Below are 23,183 nucleotides of genomic sequence, written 5' to 3'. Positions count from 1 at the left end.
GTTCCATAAACTGAAAAAAATTTTATAGCTAGTATGAGAGTTATTAACAAAATAAGAGATAGTAGCTATGATCGCCGCTATCTCTTATTTCACATTTCATTTTTTCTTATAAATGGCTTTATACAAACAGGTTCTCTTCCCTGAGAAAAGTATCTTAATTTTGCTTAGAACTACCTGTACTAGTAGCTTCACCATGTATACGTTGCTGTTTTAAATCAAAGTATACATCTAATACTTCCTTTCCAATTATAGAATTAATTCCATTTTTATCATCATGAAGCCATGGAACTACTACGGAAAATGCTACTTCTGGATTATCATATGGAGCATATCCAATTAACGTTAAGTTGTAACATTCCATACGTTCTCCTTTTGCATTTCTGCCAATCGGGTCATCTCCACCATATACAGTTTGGGCTGTCCCTGTCTTTCCTGCTGGTTTATATGGCGCGTTTTTGAAATACTTCACGCCAGTTCCATCACCTTCTTGGAATACCCATCTAAACCCTTCTTTTATCCGATCAATATGTTCTTTCTTCATATCAATTCGATTTAATACGACAGGCTCTATGGACCGTATAACTTTGCCAACCTCTTCTTTTATTGATTGTTCTCGTATTTCTTGTACAATTTGAGGTTGCATTCTATAACCACCATTCGCAATCGTTGAAATATATTGTGCTAATTGCAACGACGTATACGTATCATACTGACCGATAGAAAAATCTAGTAAAAAACCAGGTTGACTATCTACTTTTCTCGTTTGTCCCATTATTTCATTCGGTAAATCAATACCTGTTGGGACACCTAAACCAAATTGCTTGAAATAATAGCGCATCGTATCAAATGCTCCTTGTTTAATATCCAATGAGCCATTTGGTACGTAATTAACTCCCGCAATTTTTAAAGCTGTTTGGAACATGTATACATTCGAAGATACTTGTAAAGCCCGTAAATCATTAATATTACCAAATCCGGATACATTCCACGATTTCTTAGCTTGTGTACCTTTAAATTTCATCGGCGCGTCATAAAATTGATCTCCTGGATGTATTGCCCCTGTCTCATATCCAGTTAATAAAGTAGCACCTTTTACAGCTGACCCTAGCTCATACGAAGTTGTCATGTTACCTAATGCCAAATCCTCAACCTCTATTCTTCCTTCTTTTTCTACAATCTTTTTGCCTGCCATTGATAAAATTTGTCCGTTATTTGGATTCGTCATGACAACAAAAGCTCGATCGAGCAGTGGCTCTGAACTCTTAAAAGCTCTCAAGTTTTTCTCTATACTTTCTTCCACTTTCTTTTGTAATTCCATATCAATCGTTAATGTTAAACTATTACCACTTTTTCCTTTAGAGATTATTTCTGTGCTAACAATGTTTCCTGATTTATCAGTAATATTTTTCACTTCTTCTTTTGTGCCGTGTAATACATCTTCATATCGTTGTTCAATATAACTTTTTCCAACACGATCATTACGGTTATATCCACGTACTAAATAAGAATCTAAATTTTCTTTCGGTAATCCTTCTTCACTACTCGTAATATTTCCTAATACAGAACGAAATAAATTACCATTTACATAATTACGTTCCCAATCAACAGTTGCATCTACTCCTGGAAAATTCGCAAGGTTTTCACTTATCCGCGCATACTCTTCATCTGTTACATCTTTTTTAATAATTTGTGGTGTTAGTTGATAACCTGAACTCATTTTACTTTTAATAGCTAACACCTTTAAATCTTGTGCTGTTAATTCTGCTAATTCTACCTCTGTAACACGACCTCGTCTTAAGTCTTCTATTTTTTTATCTAACTCTTTTCCCTCTATACCCTTTTCTTTAAACTTTTCTATATCTTTCTTAGTAATCTTTGTCTCCGCACGTTTCAAATTCAACTGCATCCAAAAATCTTTTTTATCGATATCTGTTAATTTATTTATATCTTGTTCAGGCATTTCAAGTACTTTCGCCAAGTCTTTTGCTGTTTTTAAAATATCTTCACTCGTAATTCCCTTCACCCTTGTATACGTAATTGTGCGAAGAGATTTATTATTAACAACTGTTTTCCCTTCTCGATCTAAAATTTGTCCACGTGGAACTGGAATACTAGTTATTGCATTTTGACTACTTTCCACTTGGTTCTTATAAGCCTCTCCCTCAACGATTTGTACCTTTCCTAGCTGCATAATAATAGCTGAGAATAGTACAAATATACAAAGGAACATTATATTTAATCGAATAGATATATATGTCTTCTGCTTCTTGCCTTTTTGTTCTTTCATAAATCCTCCATTTAATCCTTTCAGGAATTGCTACAAATACTAAAAGCATTCCTTATATATTAGATACCGATAATCGGTTATAAATATCGCCTCATTTTTTTGCTTAATCCTTGTAAGCATCCATTCCTTTTCGTTTAACTATGGAATTAATAACTCTCCCTTCTTGTTTACTCTCTATTTTTTGCCACTTGCATTAGAAGTGCTAAACTGTATAATGACTCTTATTAAACTTACATATAGACGTGCTAGTAATTTTTCATGCTAATTATTCCTTTCTTCATGCTGTAATACTTAATAGACAACCTAAACAATACAGTTGTTCCACATTTACAAAAAAAATAATTAAATATAAGATGAAGTAGGCTACATAAGGGAGGGTTATATGTTACATACAAAAAGATGGAGATTATTTGCGGTTCTTTCTATTGTAGGTTTGATTTTACTAATTTTATTAAAAATCAACTTCATTTCAATTACTATCGCAACTTCTTCAGCTGAAAGAGGAAAGATTTTTGATCAAAATGGTGCAATACTAGCTACAAATAAGAAAGTTAAGTCTCTATATTGCACTTCTAATGATGAAAAGCTATCGAAACAAGATACATCAAGCACATTAGCTTTTTTTAATCAATTTTCAAGCGAGTTTCAACATGATATTTCTACAGAGAACATAAAATCTCAATTACAACAATCTTGTAAAAAGCAGACTATGAATGATATACCGTTATACTCTGATATAACTGAGAATGAACTTGCATTCATAAACAAAAACAAACCCAATAATGTAATAATTAAAGATGAATGGATTCGATATTATCCTAAACACGAAATTGGTTCACAAGTAATTGGGTATGTAGAAAATGACCTTAATTCAAAGCATATGGCTGTTGGAAAAAGCGGGATTGAGCTGCAATATGAAAATGATTTAAAAGGAAAACCAGGTAAAACTCTTATTTTTAAATTGAATAATAAAAAGTTCTTATGGAACATTCAAAAAGTACAAAAAGGAAAAGATGTACGGCTAGCTTTAGACTCTGAGTTGCAGCAAAAGGCAGAAGAAGCATTAAGATCGCAAATTAAGAAAACACCTGATGCTAAAGCTGGTTATGCTGTAGTGAGCGATGCAAAAACTGGCGCGATTTTAACTATGGTCAACTCGACAGTTTTTGATCCAAATATATTAAATACACATGTATCTTCTAGAAAAGAAAATATTAAATCTCTTTCGCAAAATAAAGCGATTCAAAAATTAAAGTATGGTGAATCTTATGTAAATATGGCTTCTACTATAAAACCACTTACTATTTTAATTGGATTAAACGAAAAACTTTTTCAACCCGAAGATACTTATTTAGATAAAGGTACTTTTCAGTATGATAATCAAAATAACATTACGAATGCACCTGGAACACCAACAGGTGAGATTACACCGAGGCAGGCTATCATTAATTCATCTAACACATTTATGACAGCAAAAGTAGCTCTGCCCTTATTCAACCAAAATAATGGAAATATAGAAAAAGTGGCACATATATGGACAGATTATTTAATGCAATTCGGCCTACGTTCTAAAACCGGGATTGATTTGCCCTTTGAAGAAGACGGACAATATGAATTCCATCCATCTAATAAATTTGAAAATGGGATTTCTGCTTTATTAAATGCCTCTTGGGGAGGAAATGAAGTGCATACTCCTCTTCAACTCGCTCAATATGCAGCAACATTGGCAAGTAAAGGTGATAAATATAAACCTCAAATCGTAAGTGCGATTATTGGTCAAGATGGTAAGGAAACCAAAAAGTTTAAAACCATTTTAGAAAGTTCAAATCGTTACCCGATGAACTTTTGGAGTGTCGTGCAAGGTGGAATGAGTCAAAATATAGAGGAAATTAAAAAGTTGCCCTTTGACGTCGCAGGTAAAACAGGTATTACAGGTTTTCCAAATGAGCAAGAAAGAATGATAAATCATTCTCTTTTCATTGCATATGCTCCTACTGAAGATCCACAAATTGCTATTTCTGTCGTTATTCCTGGCAGTAATTCCGAAAAAAACATTGCCGCTCTCGTTACATCAGAAATTTTAGAGTACTGGAATACTCTTCAAAAAGAGAATAAAAACAAAGAGGAAGGTTCATTAAAGTGAACCTTCCTCTTTTACCATATAGAATCTATATTTATTATTTTCCATATACCTTCATTATTCTTTTCGAACATAAATGAATATTTAATATCAGTTAAAACGTACTCTTTCTGTACATATCCAGTATTACCGTTAATTGTCGATATTTTTATATATCCATCATTCTGCACTTTTTCTGGAATCCAAGCTTTTACCATTTCATTAGATACTTCATATAAAACTTGTGATTCTCGCTTTGGTTCTGCTAAAATTTTTGTTTTATTTCCAGTAACAGTTGCATATATAAAATGTGCTTGCTTTCGTTGGTTACTTTCCGTCAATCCACTTGGTACTTTATATACTTGCTTTGTATCATTTGCAAACTCTCCCCCCATTGTAAGGGCGACTTGCAACTCATGAAAAATATCTTCATCAAACTTCAGTTCATCCTTCTTATAACTCTTCCCTTTAAATAGAACTTCATCATTTAACGCTTTGTACAGGTCATTTTCATTTTTTGAGTTCGTACTTTGATATAGTTCATTCATAAATTGTTTTAATGATGGATCTTGAGCAGACTCATCTTTTGTTTTAGGCTTAATTTGAGTACTACTTTGTACTGGTGATTCATTATCATCAAGCCAAGGTTGTTGAACAATGAAAAATAACATTGTACAAACTAAAACAACTACAATAGGTAATGCTTTTTTACGAAATGGTCTTTTATGTTTTACAAAATCCACTTCATTATTTTCGTATATAGACTGCTTTATTTTAGAAATAAATTCTTCTTCATCTTTACGATTCTCCATTGGGCCTTTTTTTATTTTTCTATACCAGTCAGGATTTTGTTTATTGTTCATCACTACTACCCTCCCCTATTAATTTTGAAACCTTACTTCTCGCTCTACTTAATCTCGATTTTACAGTTCCAATGGATACTCCTAATGTTTCAGCCATTTCTTCATATGATAATTCATATTTTGCGTCCAATATAATTATTTCACGGTGCTTTTTAGGTAGTTTTAATACAACCTTCCACACCTCATTCATCTCTTCTTGGTTAAAAAATTCTTGTTCTGCTGACAGGGATTGCTTATCGTCACTAAAAAATCCTATTAAAGATATCCTTTTAAAATAGGAGGATTTCAAATAGTTTATTGCCGTATTTCTTGTGATTTTTAAAATCCACGTTTTAATAGATGACTCCTTTCGAAATGAATTCCAATTTTTAAACACCTTTATAAATACATCTTGCGTGATATCATCTGATAAGTGTGGATCTTTCGTAATAATAAATGAATAATTCCATACATCTTGCCAATAGTCTTTTATAACATAGTCCAGCTCATCATGATTACACTTTTCAATAAACGTCTGTTCCATTTCCACACCTCAAACTTATTTGAATAAACATAAAAACTGCCCTCACTTTTATTATGGTTTCAATATATAGACAAGATACAAGTTTCATTTGTTCCATTGTTTATCTTTTTTCAAGCAGAATAATACTACTAAAAAACAAGTAAAGCATACAATGATAAAATTCTACTCATGAAAATCTGTTTTTTGAATTTAACGTAACACTCCACTTGTCCATTTCAATTTGCTATACTCTTTCTATTTACCATTAGCAATGCCAACTTTTCAGAAATGAAAATTAAGATAAGGTATTAACTTTCTAGAGTCGCAGCAAAAAAGCATTCTCGATTAGAAAGAATGCTTCTTTGAAATTTAATTGTTCTATATTCCCCCAATTTATATCTTTGAGTTAAGCAAACATGTAATAAATGTAGTCAAAAAATTCACCTTATAATTAAGTATTAATTCTGAAATACATGTTTTACTTTTTCACCTGGAACGTTACTTCCTCCTCTTCCTTTTACATCTTCAATCATCATGGTAACAATCATGTCTGGCGCATTTGCATCGAAAGCTGCGAACCATCCCAGTTCTTTTCCGTCTGCTTCTTTAGACTCTTTCAGTTCTGCTGTACCAGTTTTACCAGCAAGCGTAACACCATCAACCTTTGCAATTCTCCCTGCGCCATCAGGGTCATTAATGACTTTGATTAATGCACTCTTTAATATGTCTTGATTCTTTTTAGAAACCACATTTTCTTTCCAATTCCCCGCTACTTTTGTTTCTTTTAAAAGATGTGGCGACGGAATATTCCCTTCATTCACAATCGGTGCATATGTTAATGCTAAATGAAGTGGCGTCATTAATACTTGTCCTTGTCCATAGCCCGTGTCTGCTAGTTGAATATCGTTTTTTATCCCATCTTTTGCAATGATTGAAATAGGAAATTCGTATTCGATTGGTAATTTTTCATAAAATCCGTACTTTTTAAATTCCTTTACATACTGATCTTTTCCCATTTTCAAAGCTTGTTGAGCAAAATAAATATTATCAGAATACTTCATTGCCTTATCAAAATCAATTGGACTTGCATCCTTTACACGCGTTACATAGTAATTTCCCCAAGATGAATCTTTTGTCCACTTCAATCCTTGAATTTTAAATTCTTCCTTCGGATTTATTGTGTTTGTTTCCAAACCAATTGCACCTGTGATCGTTTTAAATACGGAACCTGGTACAAATGCTTGTGTAAAGCGATTTGTCATTGGTAGTTTCGAGTCGTTACTCCATGCTTCTCGTTGGGCTTTCGATGCTCCTCTAACTATTATATTTGGATTATAAGCAGGGCTACTTACAAGTGCGATTGTTTCACCTGTTTTAGGATTGACCGCTGCACTAGACCCTGCTTCAGTTTTCATCTCATTAAAGATTTTTTCTTGAATTGCAGCATCAATTGTTAACGTAACATTTTCTCCTTCTTTTGCTTCTTTTTTTGCTACGTTTTTAATCTCTTTCCCCTTCTCATCTTCTATAAATACGCGTCCACCCTTTTCACCACGCAATTTATTTTCTAACACTTTCTCTAAACCAGTCTTACCTACTAAATCATCTGCTTGATAACCTTGTTTTTGAAGTGATTTTAACTCCTCCGCATTCACCTTTCCTATATATCCAGTTAAGTGTGCCGCTGCTTCACCTAATGGATACGTACGAATATTTACTGGGTGAGATGAAACTCCTTCTAATTCAATATAATCATTCTGTCTGGTTCCCTCTTTTAAAATGCCAATTGGTACAAAGGAGTCTGGTTTTATCCATTTCGCTGTGAGCTTTTGTTCGACCTCTTCTATAGACATATCAAGTAATTGTGCTACTATTTCTTTCGTTTGCGCTGCTGTTTCGCCTAGTTTCTCTGGAATAATTCCAACCTCAGTCGCTTTACCATTCGTTGCAAGCCCTTTTCCATTTCGATCATATATTTCTCCGCGTTTTCCTTGCTCTATTTGCATACGTACTTTGTAATCTTTTTTCATACCTGGGAAGATGAAGTCTGGTGTCCAATCTATTTCCCAAGACTCTTTATCTTTCACAAGTTTTGCTTCATGGATGAATGAAACTGGTCCTACATCCGTATCCATCTTAACTTCAAAAAGAAAAAGCTCTTTATCTTTCGTATTCTCTCCTTTCATTTTAACTTTTAAATTATTAGCTCCAATCCCCTCATAGATTTTTTGATATTTTTCTGTGAATTCTTTTTTAGAAATCGATTTTTTGGCATGGTCTGATAAATGATCATACATATTTGCAAATTTTCTATCATTCCATAAATTGATATATTCTTCAAATGCTTGTTTTGGTGGTTCGTTTTTATTACATCCTACCAACATAACTGCGAAACAAATGAAAAACAGCATCCATAATTTTTTCAATTCAATCTTCTCCCTTAATTAAAAATCATTATTCCTTTCTTAATTTATTAAATAAAAAATGTTTCAACGCTTAATAGACATTGTAAGTAATGACATTGTTCCATATTTACAAAAAAATTAATATCTATGTTCATTTTAATACAAAAAAGCAGGCATAAATATATGCCTGCCTTCCGTTCCCAAAATCAATTACACCTAAAACAACTTGTGGTTAACCAAATCCAGATACTCTCCTACACTCTATTTTTTACTTTTCTAAAATAATTCCCGCTATTTCATTAGCATATTTTTTAGAGTCAAATCCATCATAGTTACTTAGTACTACAACAGTCAAATATTCTTTTGGAAACCGCATGAAGTATGAACGATAACTTGCCCAGCTACCTGAATGTTCCAAGTATCGACAGTTAAAACCTTCTGCAAGCCTTAGCCCAAAAGCATAATCTTCATTGTCAATAATTGTTTCCCCAGTTGGAGAAATTTCCGGACCTATTTCGCTCATTCTTTTAACAAGTTCTTTTCCGCCAACGGTACCTGTAGTTAAATTTTCTCCCCACTTTACCAGGTCTTCGACTGTTGCATGAACTGCCCCATCACCTGTATGTTCCCAAGGGCTTTCATAGACCATATATGCTCCTTGTTCATTCTTTGAATACCCCCTAGCAATTGATATAGTAGTTGGGTAGCAATCTACAATTGTTGTGTCTTTCATATTTAAAGAATCAAAAATACGTTCTTTTGCAAACTGACGTAAAGACTTCCCGCTTACCTTCTCTACCACCAATGACAATAAAAAATATCCTGTATTGCTATACTCAAATTTTGTGCCAACAGGGAACCTTGCAATTTGATGACCATTAAGGTGTTTTAGCGATTGTTCCACAGTTAATATATCAGTAAATTTAATATTTTCTGCTTGAGCCAATTCCATATAATCAACTAGTCCGCCAGTATGATGAATTAGATGCCTCAATGTTACTGGTTCAGCATATGTTCCTATAGAAGGGGCAAACTTTACAATTGAATCATCTAAACTCAATCTTCCCTCTTGTTCTAAGAGTAATATAGAAAACGCTGTAAATTGTTTAGAAACTGAAGCGATATTAAAAACGCTCTTTGTGGTTATCGGTAGATTTTCCTCTATAGAAGCTAAGCCAACTGCACCTTTATACGTTACTCCGCTATCAAAACTGGCCATATATGCAAAGCCAGGAACTTTTGGTGAAAACTTTTTTAATAATTGTTTAATCAATGTATGCGTCTTTTCATTATATGTATTATTCACCTTAATCACATCCCCTTCCCTTTAAATGATTAGAAATATATTATCCTGTTATCTTTTTCAATTACACATCTTACTTCAACTCAAAACAACATATTTTATATTTGACTACAATCAAGCACCGTCACACTGATTTCTTTAGTTTCTAAATTCTTCTCTTTATAGAGAGCTTTAATTTAGTGAGTACTATTATCCCGAATTTACGAAATTCCCTCTTTCAATTCTAAAATTACTCATGGCAACTTAATAGATATTTTCTAAATTGAGTCAATAACATCTAAATCAAAGATGTTATTGACCCAAATACCTATTTTACTTTTAAATTTAGAACCGATGTACTAACAAATATGAAAACTATTTACCAGTCCTTTGTAAAGATAGGTTTCAATAAAACATTCATCTACCTTAAACCTTGTTTCAAATTTAGTTATAGTCTACACATTTTATAGTCTTCGTCTATAGTGTTTTACTTTTTCGATATGAGAATCCAAATAACCTTTTTAAACAACTTTGTTCACAAAAAAGTAGAAGCGTTCCAAATCTTTATTTTTCATTGTAGTTTCAAATTTGGGATTGGGTAGTGATGTTCTGCATTATCTGTAAGTTCCCCATTAACTTCAGCTAACTAGTTCAAGTAGGAGAGTCATGAAAGTAATCCTATATCTTTTGCCTTTTGTACTGCTTCTTCTCGATTTTTAACTCCTAGCTTCTCATAGAGATTGGAGGCATAATTTCTTACTGTTCCGTTTGACAAGTAAAGTGTCGAAGCTATTGTTTTATAACGGCTTCCTTGTGATAATAGTTCCAAAATCTCTAATTCTCTTTTCGACAAGCCATACTCTATTCCATCTGATCGTGATTCAAATAATCCTGTTTCTTTATTCTCTTCCCACATCCTATGGAATAAGTCATGAGTAATCATCGCCCCTCCTCGATAGACTAGACGAATTGATTCAGCTAGTTCACGCGAATCTATGGATTTCAATACATATCCATCCGCACCATTTCGTATGATTTCTTTTGCCCTTTCTGTATTCTGGAAGGTTGACAGAATGAGTACACGAATCTCCGGCCATCTTTTCTTAATCATTTTAGTTGCATGAATCCCATCCAGATTTGGCATCTCTAAATCCATTAATACTACATCTGGTTTTAGTCTCCCGCACAATTCCAAAGCCTGTTCTCCATCTTCAGCCATTCCCACTACTTGTAAATCCTCCAGTCCACTCAAAATTGTATGAAGACTTTCTCGGATAAAAGAATGATCATCGACAATACACAGACGAATTTGTTTATTAGAAAGTTGTACTTGTTTCGGTAAAACACATGAAATGGTTCTCAGATCCGCTACCCCAGCAGCATAACTCCACGTTTTTCTATCCTTTGAAATTTTGGCGAGTATCCCTGGGTATCCAAGTTGTAGTGTATCCCGCATTGCTTTCTTGACGGAAGTACGATCTCTTTGAGTATTTGTTTGTAACGAATTAGATACATTTTGATTGGGCTCTGCTTTTACAATTGAGCTTGGTGTTGTATATAACAAAGAACTTCCAGCCATTAAAAGGGTCAGACTTGCACTCGTAATTTGCCTACTTGTTTTCATAAGATTCTCCCTCTCCTCTATTCATATTGTGTAGATGGTTATTAGTTGTTTCATACTAAGCACACAGCTATCACCTCTATTAAAAGTTCAATATTACATTTGTAATTATCTTGCTAATTATTTTTTCATAAATGCAATTGTATTCTAACAAACGATAAATCCCTCTTTTTCCGCATGTATGTTAACCCTAGAAGAACCACTCTTATTACTGGTTTGTTTTTCATAAATAAATCATGCCTATTTCCCCTTTCACGCCTCATTATATTTTTTAACATACACAATGTAGATCTCCCCTCCCCATTTATTGTTAATGCGTTAAAAACTGCTCCTTGATTCTAAATGTTTTTCTGTCACACACGGTAGTGTCAAAATGTCATGACTTTTATGACATAACTATTAATACAGCCTTATCCACTCAATTTTGTTCTCCTTTATAAATATGACAAAAACTCACTACCTACTATGACTGGCCTCTTGCTACACTCTGTTCATACGCTAACGGGTGCTAACTCGTTTCGCTAACAAAAAAATCAATTAAAGGAGCTTACAAAAATGAAACAAGCAATTAACAAACTGGGGATCGTTGCAGTTCTTCTTTCTTCTTCAACAATGATTTCTGCGTGTTCCCAACAATTATTAGAAGCTGAAAAATCAAAACCATTAGCATCCTCAACTAATATTCAAATGATGGAAGGACCTAATAATAAAAAAGAAATAGAATCTTTTGCAGACCCGTTATTTGAAGAAAAAATGAAGAAGTATAATGTGAACGGTTCTAGTTTTGTCGTCGTTCATGATGGAAAGGTCGTTGTCAATAAAGGATATGGATATGCCAATAAAGAAAAGAAAATCCCTGTCACTAAGGACACGGTCTTTCAAATCGCTTCAGTCTCAAAAACCTTTACTGCTTTGGCTGTGATGCAGCAAGTCGATAAAGGAAAGCTTAAACTAGATCAAGATGTACAAAAATACCTTGGTGGATTACAAATTCCTAATCAAACAGGGAAACCTCTCACCCTGTTTGATATGCTTACTTATACTAGCGGGGTAGATTTTCCGGATCTCACAAATATAACTGGACCCGAATACGTTCATAATAGTATACCAATGAAAGAATTTTTCTCTAAGCATATGCCAACGGTGATACGGCCACCAGGGGAAGTTTATACGTATGACAACGTCTCATTTGCGCTCGCAGGGTTTGCAGTAGAAAATGCTACTAACACCCCTTTCTCAAAATATATGGAAAAAAATATTTTCAAACCATTAGATATGGAATCTACGAGTATGAGCTTTACGCCTGACCTTCTCAAAAGAATGGCTACACATTATGGTCCCACTGGCGATCCGATTCCAACAAGTGGGAGCGGTTTAAGGGATACACCACAAGGAGGCATTTTATCTACTGCGGAAGACATGTCAAAATACATGATTATGCAACTACAGAAAGGAACGTTTAAAGACAAAGAAATTATAAGTAAAAAAGGCATAGATATGATGCATGCCTATCAAGTTTTTGATGATAAGACAGTCCCTGTTGCGACAATTGGATTTGAAACGCCTTTTAATAAATTTGCTAACGGTCAACATGTTGTAATGAAAGGTGGAAGTATGCCTGGGCATCAATCACTGCTGATTTTAGTGCCTGAACAAAAAACAGCATTCTTCATGTCTTACAATAATGATTCAATGATGAGTATAGACATATATGAAGCTCTCATGGATCACTATTTCCCCGCTAAGAAGAATGAAGTAAAAACAAGTTATCTCCCGTTAGAGGAAAAAGAGGCTCATAAATACTTGGGTTTATTCCAGAACACGCGTTTCGCTGCCATTCGCACTCATTTTACTTATGAAAATGGGAATTTGATCATGGAGGGTGGAACAACGGGAAAACAAGTTCTCAAAATGATTCATGCATTGTTATTTGAGGATTCAGAAGGCAATAAAGTCGCTTTCAAAAAGAATTCAGCAGGAGAAATCACATATTTTCACTACACCTCTCCTAAAAGCCTTGATTTTGTAGCAGATGCTCAGAAAATTAACAACAAATCACCGTTTGATGACGTGCCAGCAAAGAGTAAATATAGAAGTCACATTGATAACCTTCATGCTCTAAACATTATGGGTGCTAAAACAGATAATCTATTTAATCCGATGGACACCATGACACAAGGAGAATTTGCGGATATGCTGTTACTTGCTCACGGATGGAACGGTTTTCCAGACGAATCCAAGGAGGCCAGGGAAAAAATGATGAATGGAATTCCAGAGTATAATCGTGCTACCCCGATTACACGACAGGTCGCAGCAACCATGATTCAAAACGTAAAGCAAATTCAAGACTTGAAAATGATTCAAAATGATAAATCTAGTAAAGTTAAATTACTTGATGCCGCAGATGATTGGGCAGTCCAATCTATTCAAGCACTTGCCTCCCAAGGAATTCTAGACCCTGATACTTCCATCAATGCTGACGGATCTTTTATGTTCCGTCCGAAAGATGTGTTACTGCGTCAAGAAGCAAGTTCCTTGCTGGATTTAGCTTTTGGTTATTATTCATTACCTATTAAACGACAGTAGATATTTATTCTAATTTAAATAATAAAAAAATAGGATGCTAGTACCTTATCAATATAAAGCTAAAATAAAACAAGAAATTTAACTTTATAAGATTTTTATAAAAATACAAACGATTCGAAGCATAACTCTATATATTTGAAATTTTTGTATTAAAAAAGGAACCTATTAGGAAATATGATAGGTTCCTTCCTTTAATTTAACAGACGTTATACACTGTAAATATGGTGAGTTAGATCTTCAACCTCTTCTAAAACAATTCTCTTAAAAGATAGAAATCTTACATGCTTGTAAGGTAAATGTAAGACAATTCAATATGAGGACTATAATACTTTAGATTAAATTATATATAACCAATAAAAGAATAGGAGATAACAACTATGAGTATATTAACAGTCCGTAACTTAAGTAAAATTTATAATACAGGAAAAGTATCTTATAAAGCTCTTTCCAATATTGATTTGACAATACAAAAAGGAGAATTTGTAGGAATTATGGGAGCATCAGGAAGTGGCAAATCAACTTTACTGAATATGATTTCTACTATTGATGCACCAACATCAGGAGAAGTATTTATTAACGAAAAAAATCCCCATTGTTTATCTTCTAATGATTTAGCATTATTTAGACGCCGTGAACTAGGGTTTGTCTTTCAATCCTTTAACCTTATGAATACTCTAACTGTAAAAGAGAATATTGTTTTACCACTTACATTAGATAATATAAGTTTGAATGAAATGAACAACAAAGTAGAAGTCATTTCCAAAAAACTAGGGATTGAACAGATTTTAAATAAAAGAACCTATGAAATTTCAGGAGGACAAGCTCAACGAACCGCCATTGCTCGTGCCCTTATTCATTCTCCTCAATTAATATTAGCAGATGAACCAACAGGAAATTTAGATTCAAAAGCGGCAAATGATGTGATGGAACTCCTAAAGAAATTAAATCAAGATCAACAAGTAACTATGATGCTAGTGACACATGATCCCGTAGCTGCGAGTTACTGTGATCGAGTAATCTTCATTACAGATGGATCTTTTTATAATGAAATTTATTGCGATGACAATCGTTCAAAATTTCACAAAGATATTACAGATGCACTATCTTTACTAGGAGGTAATTAACATGAATTTTCGTCAACTTGTATATAATAATGTCACTCGTAATAAACGATTATACCTTGGACATTTTTTGAGTAGTACATTTGCCGTGATGATTCTATTTACTTTTGAATTGCTTGCATTTCATCCTAATTTCACTGGAAATCTTGTATCGACCAGTGAGACCATGAGTTCTTTAAGTACAAAAGGATTTAAAATTGCTCAATATCTAATTATATTTTTCTCCTTCTTTTTCATTCTCTATTCTATTACTATGTTTTTAAAAACAAGGAAAAAGGAATTTGGGATTTTATTACTCCATGGCATGTCTAACGCACAATTAAAAAAGCTAATTTTCATGGAAAATATGTTAATTGGATGTTCTGCAATTATTGTTGGGATTGGACTTGGATTAGTTTTTGGAAAATTAATCTTACTAATAAGTGGTTCCCTTTTCCTGTTAAAAGGTGGGCTTCCATTTCATTTTCCTACTAATGCAATTTTAGTGACATCTCTTATGTTTTTTATTTTATTTATACTTGTCTCTTTTTTCACTGTACGAGTAATGAAGGTATCACAGCTAATTGAACTCATGAAATCTGAAGAAAAACCAAAAGCGGAACCAAAGTCATCTAAATGGCTAGCTTTCTTCTCAATTCTTTTTATTTGCATTGGATATGCCTCAGCGTTTTATTTGGATATAGCATTAAAAAAAGGAATTGAGATTTATGTTCTATTACTATGTGTTTTCTTAACTGTATTAGGAACATACTTTTTATTTACTCAGCTCAGCTTTTATGTCATTACAATATTGAAAAATCGTCAATACACTTTCTTTAAAAAAACCAATATGTTAATGATTTCAGAGTTAACATATCGAATGACAGATAACGCAAGAACACTCTTTCTAGTAAGTGTACTTTCCGCAGTTGCCTTTACCTCTATTGGTGCTTGCCTTTCTATTGGAAATGGCGCATTAGCGGAAGTTAACAGTCCTTATGCATTTGAATATAAATCATATAAACACAACAAGGAGGAGGCATTTCATATTTCTCAAATAGAGAAACAATTACATAATGATGGATTCTCATATAAATTAGTAACTTCTACTGGTTTTGATACAACAAGTCACGCAACACCAATTATGAAACTGACTGATTACAACGCAACTGCAAAAACACTAGGATACTCAGCAGAAACGTTAAATAAGGAAACAGACAGTCTAATCCTACCATCAAAAATATATTTGAGAGCAGCTTCTCAAGAGGAATTAAAGAAAATGTCTTCATCCCTTACACTGGAACACGGTAATATGAATTATAATTTTTCTGGTAATAAAATATTAATGGATAATATTATCAGCCCATCTAATAATTTTTCTGTCGTTGTTTCGGATTCAATGTACGAAACAATTCTAAATACACCGTTAGAAGAAGCAAAGGTCGATCAGTATATAGACTATCGTTTCTTAATTAAAAACATGTATGAAACAGCAGATGTGGCTAAAAAACTTACAGAGATAATTCCAAATGATTATAGAAACGGACGCCCACCATTTATATTTGATTCCCCGGTATTAAAATGGTTAGAAGGTAAACAAGTGAATGCGATACTATCTATTCTTAGTGTACTAGTAGGAGTTGTATTTTTCGTGTTTACAATTAGTTTTCTTTACTTCCGTTTATTTACAGATTTAGATCGAGATAAAAGCCAATTTCAAATGCTTTCTAAATTAGGGTTAACTAAAAGAGAGATAAAAAAAATTGTAACCCAACAAATTAGTATATTATTTTTTATACCTATTGTGATTTCTGTTCTTCACAGTAGCGTGGCTTTCTTGGCAATAAGGTTTTTAGCACAGAGCAGGCACATAGACTTACCTATTGCAGGAAATTCTATTTTCATCTTCACGAGCTTTATTAGTGTACAAATAATTTACTACCTTATTATTAGAAGAAATTATTTGCGTCAAATACTGAAGTCCATATATTAAAGTGGAAAATGAGAGAAATGCTGGTGGTATTCTGTATATATACCTCTTACTTAAAATCAATTTTTTAGTAAGCTAATTAAATTCTTTATTTTACCAATGGAGTAACAACATATCTCTATCAAGCTAAGAAAATAAAATTCCTCTTAAAATGAAAAAATACGTTATTCCTTCTGCATAATTAGAGAAAGGAATAACGTATTTTTTACTTTATGGATAGTGTAAAATCTTAGCTTGAAGTCGATGTGATGTGCTCCTTTTTTTATTGATTCATGTTTATTCATTATCCGTGCAATCTTTTTTATCTATTATTCTTTATAAATTGCAAAATTTAAAACAGGCAAGGAATTCTATTTTTTATAAACAGGTGGAATACTTTATGGAAAATTGAAAATATCTTCTGGATCGTATTTAGCTTTCACTTGAGTCAATCGTTTGAAGTTTTCACCATAATATAAATCTGACCAATCTTTCATTATTCAAGGTGAAATAAAATTGTTTGCAAAGAGATTCTTCCGATATTTGGTATCATATACCTTAGCTAAATTAGGTAGAGAAATAGAATTTTTTTAACAGGAAAATAATTTATAGTAGGAAGAATATAATTATATTAATGTGTTTTGAATTGTACCTTTAAGGAGACGTTGTCAATGAGAAAATATTTCTATTTCATTGAGCGAAAAAACAAGTGGATAACGTATCACTAACCCATAAACTACGTGGTTCCTCCTCAACATTGGAAGGAGAGTATCAGATTGAAGAAAATTTATTTAAAGGCTATTGACAAAAGTAATTGGAAAGAAGCAATTAGACTTTCTGTTAAAAAAGAACAACAAACATTTATTGCATCCAACCTTTATTCTATTGCAGAAGTTCAATTTCTAGATAACTTCTATGCAAAAGGTATTTATTTTGATGAGAAAATGATAGGATTTACTATGTTTGGGATAGACCCTGATGATAAAAATTATTGGATTTATAGACTTATGATTGATGAAGAATTTCAAGGGAAAGGTATAGGCAAACAAGCTATATATCTAATTATTGATGAGATAAGACGAAATAATTACACCAATATTCCGTTAATCATGATTGGATATAATCCTGAAAACCTTACTGCAAAATTTGTATATAAAAAAGCAGGATTTATTGAAACCGAATTATCATCTTGGGGTGAACAGTTAGCTGAGTATTCCCTATAAGCACTTAAATTTTCCACAATGACTTTTAAACTTAAAGTAATGGGTCAAATAGTTGAGCAATATAAGTAGAAATGATTAAACTTTTTATAAAAAATAATCAACTGAAAATATTAAGAACGTGTTTTGGTTATTTTTTTCAAAACACGCTCTTTTCTTTGTCTACCTGCTAGATTCAGCAATGAAAATATTTTTAAAAGGATTTGGACTGTTAGCACTACACATACTGTTTAAACTGACAGCCAACGTATGTTTACCGCCAAGTGTACCTTTAGTAAAAGTAATGAATCCTGGAATGTCACCTGTATGTTCCCATATTGGGACACTGCTTGGAAGCTTAGTTTCATAGATTCCAAGACCGTATGAATAAAAAAACAGAAGGAGTCTATCGTGACAGACCCCTTCTAAAAAAAACAATGATTATATACATATTGGAAATAAATTTATTTTACTAATAGTGAATATTCACCATTTTTATCATCAAATTTATACACATTCAGATAATATTTCCCTGGTTTCGCTACGAATTTCCCCTTTATAGTATTTCCTTCATCTTCACCACAAGCTACATAATTTTGCATATCTGATTCATGATAAAGTACCCATGTCATCCCAATATTTTGTTCATTTACCACAGAAATCTCTACTTCTTTTGGATCTGTAACATTAAACGTATAAACATCTGTTTGATCAGGAGTAATCAGATTTCCTTTTACAAGTTTATTAAACGGGAGTACCTTCTCCTCTTCAAGGGATTCACCTATTTGCGGATCTTGTTTTACAGTAATTTTTGTTTGTTCTTTGCTTTCTTTACCTCTACTATCTTTTACTGTTAGTTCCACAGTATAAGTTCCTTTTTCTCCATATACATGGGTAGGATTAGCTTCTGTACTTGTTGTACCATCTCCAAAGTTCCATAGGTAAGAAATAACTTTTCCATTTTCACTTTTTGTACCATCGCTATGAAATTGAATCTCTTCATTTACTATCCCGCTGTATGGTCCATTCATATTTACTATAGTAGTCGTTTTTTCTTTTTCCTCTGTCGCAACACCATGAAAAATAATATCATATTCAAACTGGTTAGCTGCATTTACACGATAGTTTACAAAATAAGCTGTAACTGTTTTATAGCCGCTCCACCCTTTTTGGGATAACTGCTCTAAAGTTTGGTTTACTTGTTTACTCATCGCTTTCCAATCTTCAGACTCACCTTTTGATGTACCACCTGTGTACTTGCCTTCCACAATAAATGTATTAAAGAATTGCGACTCATATTTTGTAATTTGTGCATCTTTTATATTTGCTACATCCACAATTTCATTTTTCACTTCAGCTAACGGCTTCGGTGCGTGTTGAATTAAATAATCATTTGTTACTTGCGGTATATTATATTTATCTTGATTATCAATCAACTGCTGCATATACGCTTGATATTCTGCATTCAATTGTGTATTGTTGCTCAATGATTCACGATACGAGTCATACTTTTTCACATCATTTGCACGAATTAAATCTTGAAGCTTATCAAATGTTTCAAATTGATGATTATACAAATATGACTGTAGTGCAAAGGAATACTTATAAAAGTCCCATGATCCATATTTTGAGAACAAAGTTTGCTTTACTGTATAACGGCTTGCTGGATCAGATGATAAACCACTTATCATACTTTTACGCGGAACAACATTATTTGTACGTGTAGATCCTGCAAAAAATTCTGCATTCCCTTCTTGGAACCAAGTTAATCGTTCATTTTGATACATTTCTCCGCTTCCAAATAAACCAGGAACCTCATATCTTCCTTGTAAATAGTGAGTGAATTCATGACGGAACAACTCTTCTAAACTATAAATACTCTGCTTTGGCGTACGCTCATATGTAAAGAAAGTCCCCTTCTCTTCAATATAAATTCCACCGTTGTTTGTTTCATATCCATATAATTGTCTATTTAATTGATATTCATCTGGATTATTATAAATTACTATTGTTAGTACATCATCAGCATTACCCGGTTCTAGTGCTTTATCATTTCCAATTACACGGTGATATTGTGCTTTTACTTCCTTGGCTGCCCAATATAATCTCTTAATTTTTTCTTCTGTTACTTTATCTCCCGTCTTAAAGACAATAGATCCGTCATCAAATGTATATGTTTTAGGTAAGTATTGTTGTTTCCCTTCTTCACGTATTTTCTGTAAATCTACTGCATTTCCACTATAATCTTTTCCACCATAGTTTGTTTTCATTTGTTCTACTGCTACAAAATAAGCTCCACTTAAACGAGGATACAAGTTCATCGCTTGTGTAATAACTTCCAATCCTTTGTTTGGATTACTATGAAATTTCCCTAAACGTCCTGCATAATAAATGCCATTATTAATTAACCAACTATTTTCATTTGTTATATTCCCCACGAGAGCAATTCTACTAACCTCATTTATAAAGTTATCAATCTTTCCATACCACATTGTTTCATTAAGTTTCTTATTCGTATCCTGTAAATAAGACTGTATATCATAATCAATTCCTTTTACAATTTCATATACAGCTTGTCCTTTCGCATAATCGGTTACATACGTAGAAAGGTTATCATTATATTGTTTTAAAACATTTACCACATACTGTACTGTTTCAGTATCACTAGAAGCATTACCAATTAATTTTCCATACGCAGCTACTACTCTATCTTGCTCGGCTGTACCTAATGTAAAGCTTGGATTTTTTGCAATTGCTTTTAATGCTGGTAAACACTTGTCATGGAAGCTTCTCTCTTTTAAGTAAGTTAATTCATTATTATAATATCCCACATAAAAAGCGGAACGTAATACTTCAACAAATGTTTCAATACCCTTTGAGTCCTCTTTCGTAAACGCCCTTCCTCGCTGTCCTAATTCATCAATGATAACGTTCATACGTTCTTTATTCTGATAAAAAGCTTTGGTATCTTGATTGAATTGAAATAAATCAGTAATTTGATTCCAAGAAATTTTTGATAGTGTATCAATGAGTTCGCTATCAGGCATTTTATTTAGTTCTGCCAGCGTATAGCTTTTCTTTAATTGACTTTCATCACGTTTCATAACCGGAGTAGGTCGTTGTGAAAAATCGCCTACTTTTAATCGCTCTTCAAAAGTCAATGTTTCGTCTGCTTTTGTAGCATGTACAATTTCATCTTTTGAAGTTTCTGTGCCCATTGGTTTCACTTGTAACACATTATACGGTGCTTTTTCCTCTGCTGATACTTGCGTTTGAATACTTCCAATTGATAATGCCATTGTACTAATACCAAGTATCAGTTGAGTAAATTTCAAATTCTTGTTCATGATGTTTCCTCCAATTATATATTCCATCAAAGAATATAACATTTTATATACACTAATTAGTTGAATATGTAATATTTCATATTACATTACATGCATTTATTGATAATATAATTCAAGGAGTAACATTATTGAATTACTTTCTTCTTCCCAACCTTTCATATGAATTATTTTAATTTTTTTGTTTGGTATTTACATATTCGTTATACGAATCCAATATCTCTAGTAAGGTCTCGTTAGATATTTGGAGATAATAGTTATAATTCATCAAATAAAATATACCTAATCACATATCTATATAGTGAGATACTACCTCATGTTTGTATACACACAATTTACAATATGCATACTGTTTTAAGAGTCCTCCTATGATATAGGAGTCTTAGTCACTTACTCTGAGAAATTAAAAAATCAACACCCATAAATACATCTGTAGGTGTTGATTTTTGGCTTTATTTAGAAATGTAAAATGTTTAAATCTCTACCTAATATAATTTATAAACTTACAAATTATAACGTAACTAATCCTATTCAACACATACACATGGCACTAGCAGTTTTTAATTTTTTATCATCTAAAAAAAGAATTATGTACTTTTATACCGATACATTCTAAATAATAGCACTTACAATTATTTAAGGATGTGAAATACCAGTGGGTATAACTGCAAATACTTTTTAGTAATTTCATGAATCGGGAAATTGAATCAGTTGTAGATTCATTTTTAAATAAGGGATATTTTATAATGTAGGATTATGTATTAATGAAGAAATAATTCTATTTACAAGATCATCTGTTATGCACTCTGTTTGCATATCGTCGGAATCACTTTGATTCATCGAATCAATAAACTTTTTAAATTTCGGAAATAAGACTATGGAGGTAATCCAATAAATAGCATGGTTTGTCGAAAAGAAATGAAAAACCCCTTGTTCCTTCCCTTCCAATAAGATTTCTTTTAATTGTCCAAAATTCCCAATAATATATGGTTTTATTTTTTCCAATTGTGAACTTTCTTTGATAATTGCCTCATATGCAAGCGTTCCAATTTCAGGATGTTGTTTTATATGTGTAATAAAGAAATTTAAATATTGTCTTAGAGCAGTTTTAGGATTATGTTTCGTTTCTTCAAGAAAATTCGGTAGTTTTTTTGCAAAACCATATTTTTTAAATACCTCTAAGTAAAGATTCTCTTTTCCGTTAAAGTAATACGAAACCATAGCAACATTCACCTTTGCTTCTTTTGCAATTTCTTGGATACTTGTACCATCATATCCACTCTCTCCAAATTTTTTCTTAGCCGCTTCTAAAATATTTTCAATTGTTTGTTCGCGAGATTTCCCCATTCTCTACACCTCATATTAAAATTAATGAATTTCAAAAAAATATTATGTGCTTTATATCAAAACTTTTCCATAAGATTTAATTATATATTTCGAATAATAATTTAACAAATAATTGAATATTAAGCACTCCTTATAAAACCCTTTTCTCCCCACTAATAAAAAAAGGCTGGAGACTATCTATTTCAATAGTTAATCTCTAGCCTTTTACTGGAATAATTAAAAGTTAAAGGATATTGGATTTTTTAATCTCAATTATTTATTTTACCACTTGTACAGATGCTGGTTTCCACCCTTGATTCTCTACCCAATCAATATTAACCTTATATTTTTTATTACTTTGTTTATCTCGTACATTACCGTAGGCTTTATTATTACCATTATTTCCAATAAAATCGAAAATTAATTGGCTCTCTGGAACATCAACAGCATAAGAGATTGCTTTTTTCATCTCACTCCAATCTACTGTTCCTTCTTTAAATTTCATATCAGGTTTTGCTCCTTGCTCTGTACCAATTGGCTTCCATGAAGGATTAGTTTGAGGATCCTTTTCTTGAGATAC

Annotated in this window: 13 protein-coding genes and 3 pseudogenes; 5 read left to right on the top strand and 11 right to left on the bottom strand. The window is 32.6% G+C overall.

Translation table 11 applies throughout. The annotated features are described in order from the left end of the window. Nucleotides 1-154 precede the first annotated feature (154 nt). The gene (locus BLT20_RS23480) at nucleotides 155-2,287 is read right to left on the bottom strand and encodes a peptidoglycan D,D-transpeptidase FtsI family protein (RefSeq protein WP_000662986.1); all 2,133 of its coding nucleotides are present in this window, start codon (nucleotides 2,285-2,287) and stop codon (nucleotides 155-157) included. Between the two features lie 382 nt (nucleotides 2,288-2,669). Here BLT20_RS23480 and BLT20_RS23475 point away from each other — a divergent pair, with 382 nt between their 5' ends. Beyond that, entirely contained in the window at nucleotides 2,670-4,430 is a 1,761-nt protein-coding gene (locus BLT20_RS23475; protein WP_000903358.1) for a peptidoglycan D,D-transpeptidase FtsI family protein, read from the top strand. An 11-nt stretch (nucleotides 4,431-4,441) separates the two neighbouring features. Here BLT20_RS23475 and BLT20_RS23470 read toward each other — a convergent pair whose 3' ends face one another. The 5 genes and pseudogenes from BLT20_RS23470 to BLT20_RS23450 all read right to left on the bottom strand — a co-directional run. Then, nucleotides 4,442-5,269 (bottom strand): SH3 domain-containing protein, encoded by an 828-nt coding sequence (locus BLT20_RS23470; RefSeq protein ID WP_001060757.1) that lies wholly within the window; start codon nucleotides 5,267-5,269, stop codon nucleotides 4,442-4,444. After that, entirely contained in the window at nucleotides 5,259-5,792 is a 534-nt protein-coding gene (locus tag BLT20_RS23465; protein WP_000438330.1) for an RNA polymerase sigma factor, read from the bottom strand. The genes BLT20_RS23470 and BLT20_RS23465 overlap by 11 nt, the downstream gene beginning before the upstream one ends. A gap of 437 nt (nucleotides 5,793-6,229) precedes the next feature. After that, nucleotides 6,230-8,197: a penicillin-binding transpeptidase domain-containing protein gene (locus tag BLT20_RS23460; RefSeq protein ID WP_000737735.1), complete on the bottom strand. Its 1,968-nt coding sequence runs from the start codon at nucleotides 8,195-8,197 to the stop codon at nucleotides 6,230-6,232. 247 nt (nucleotides 8,198-8,444) lie between these two features. Further along, entirely contained in the window at nucleotides 8,445-9,482 is a 1,038-nt protein-coding gene (locus BLT20_RS23455; RefSeq protein WP_001066663.1) for a serine hydrolase domain-containing protein, read from the bottom strand. Between the two features lie 640 nt (nucleotides 9,483-10,122). Beyond that, nucleotides 10,123-10,812: pseudogene (locus tag BLT20_RS23450) on the bottom strand (response regulator); the annotation flags it as partial. 822 nt (nucleotides 10,813-11,634) lie between these two features. On the opposite strand from BLT20_RS23450, the gene BLT20_RS23445 reads away from it, so the two are divergent. The 3 genes from BLT20_RS23445 (at nucleotide 11,635) to BLT20_RS23435 (ending at nucleotide 16,758) form a co-directional block, all read left to right on the top strand. Then, nucleotides 11,635-13,665, top strand: a complete 2,031-nt coding sequence (locus BLT20_RS23445; RefSeq protein ID WP_000806259.1) for a serine hydrolase domain-containing protein — start codon at nucleotides 11,635-11,637, stop codon at nucleotides 13,663-13,665. A gap of 377 nt (nucleotides 13,666-14,042) precedes the next feature. Beyond that, nucleotides 14,043-14,789: an ABC transporter ATP-binding protein gene (locus BLT20_RS23440; protein ID WP_000025975.1), complete on the top strand. Its 747-nt coding sequence runs from the start codon at nucleotides 14,043-14,045 to the stop codon at nucleotides 14,787-14,789. 1 nt (nucleotide 14,790) lies between these two features. Next, nucleotides 14,791-16,758 carry an ABC transporter permease gene (locus BLT20_RS23435; RefSeq protein WP_001011440.1) on the top strand — a complete coding sequence of 656 codons (1,968 nt, stop codon included), beginning with the start codon at nucleotides 14,791-14,793 and terminating at the stop codon, nucleotides 16,756-16,758. A gap of 374 nt (nucleotides 16,759-17,132) precedes the next feature. Here the strand turns inward: BLT20_RS23435 and BLT20_RS23430 are convergent. Then, nucleotides 17,133-17,231: pseudogene (locus BLT20_RS23430) on the bottom strand (BBE domain-containing protein); the annotation flags it as partial. A gap of 279 nt (nucleotides 17,232-17,510) precedes the next feature. On the opposite strand from BLT20_RS23430, the gene BLT20_RS23425 reads away from it, so the two are divergent. Continuing rightward, the gene (locus tag BLT20_RS23425; protein ID WP_000725627.1) at nucleotides 17,511-17,957 is read left to right on the top strand and encodes a GNAT family N-acetyltransferase; all 447 of its coding nucleotides are present in this window, start codon (nucleotides 17,511-17,513) and stop codon (nucleotides 17,955-17,957) included. A 159-nt stretch (nucleotides 17,958-18,116) separates the two neighbouring features. On the opposite strand, the pseudogene BLT20_RS31150 reads toward BLT20_RS23425, so the two are convergent. The 4 genes and pseudogenes from BLT20_RS31150 to BLT20_RS23405 all read right to left on the bottom strand — a co-directional run. Continuing rightward, nucleotides 18,117-18,317: pseudogene (locus BLT20_RS31150) on the bottom strand (peptide hydrolase); the annotation flags it as partial. 80 nt (nucleotides 18,318-18,397) lie between these two features. Beyond that, nucleotides 18,398-21,280: a collagenase ColA gene (gene colA / locus BLT20_RS23415; RefSeq protein WP_001038972.1), complete on the bottom strand. Its 2,883-nt coding sequence runs from the start codon at nucleotides 21,278-21,280 to the stop codon at nucleotides 18,398-18,400. 738 nt (nucleotides 21,281-22,018) lie between these two features. Next, the gene (locus tag BLT20_RS23410; protein ID WP_000520480.1) at nucleotides 22,019-22,624 is read right to left on the bottom strand and encodes a TetR/AcrR family transcriptional regulator; all 606 of its coding nucleotides are present in this window, start codon (nucleotides 22,622-22,624) and stop codon (nucleotides 22,019-22,021) included. Nucleotides 22,625-22,880: 256 nt separating this feature from the next. Next, nucleotides 22,881-23,183 (bottom strand): YrrS family protein (locus BLT20_RS23405; protein ID WP_141769991.1); only part of this gene is annotated, 303 nt, incomplete at its 5' end.

Source organism: Bacillus sp. cl96, assembly GCF_900100505.1.
GTDB classification, from domain to species: Bacteria; Bacillota; Bacilli; order Bacillales; family Bacillaceae_G; genus Bacillus_A; species Bacillus_A cereus.
Note: the sequence above shows the minus strand (reverse complement) of the source record. Positions and strands in the feature narration are given on the sequence as shown.